This window comes from Mesorhizobium sp. M1D.F.Ca.ET.231.01.1.1 (genome assembly GCF_003999155.2).
In the GTDB taxonomy this organism is placed as follows: domain Bacteria; phylum Pseudomonadota; class Alphaproteobacteria; order Rhizobiales; family Rhizobiaceae; genus Mesorhizobium.
The window spans coordinates 1-331 of sequence record NZ_RZOZ02000158.1; the positions used below are offsets into that span (position 1 = coordinate 1).

A 331-nucleotide genomic window follows, 5' to 3' on the forward strand; every position below is an offset into this window, starting at 1 on the left:
ATAGCCGAAGCCGAACAGCCCGTAGGCGACGATCATCTTGGCTAGCGACCTGTCCTTCGGCAGCACCGGCTCGGGACCGTCGACACCGTTGGCTGGCGTGGCCGACCCCGCGAGCAGCGCGACGATGAGCAGTCCGACCGCCGAAAGCGTTCCCGACCAAAGCCAACCAGCAGCCCAGCCGGCATGGTCGGTGACGAGAATGGCGAGCAGCGCCGAAGAGACCGCAATGCCTAGGCCGACACCGCCGAAGTGCAGTGCCTGCAAATCACGGCGGCCGGCAACGGCGAGATGGCTGAAGACGATCGAGGCCATGAACACCATGACGAAGGCG

1 protein-coding gene is annotated in these 331 nt (G+C 65.6%); it reads right to left on the minus strand.

Going from position 1 to position 331, the window contains the following annotated elements:
* A partial coding sequence (locus EN874_RS32750) for a YbfB/YjiJ family MFS transporter (protein WP_127428860.1) occupies positions 1–331 on the minus strand: 331 nt, incomplete at both ends.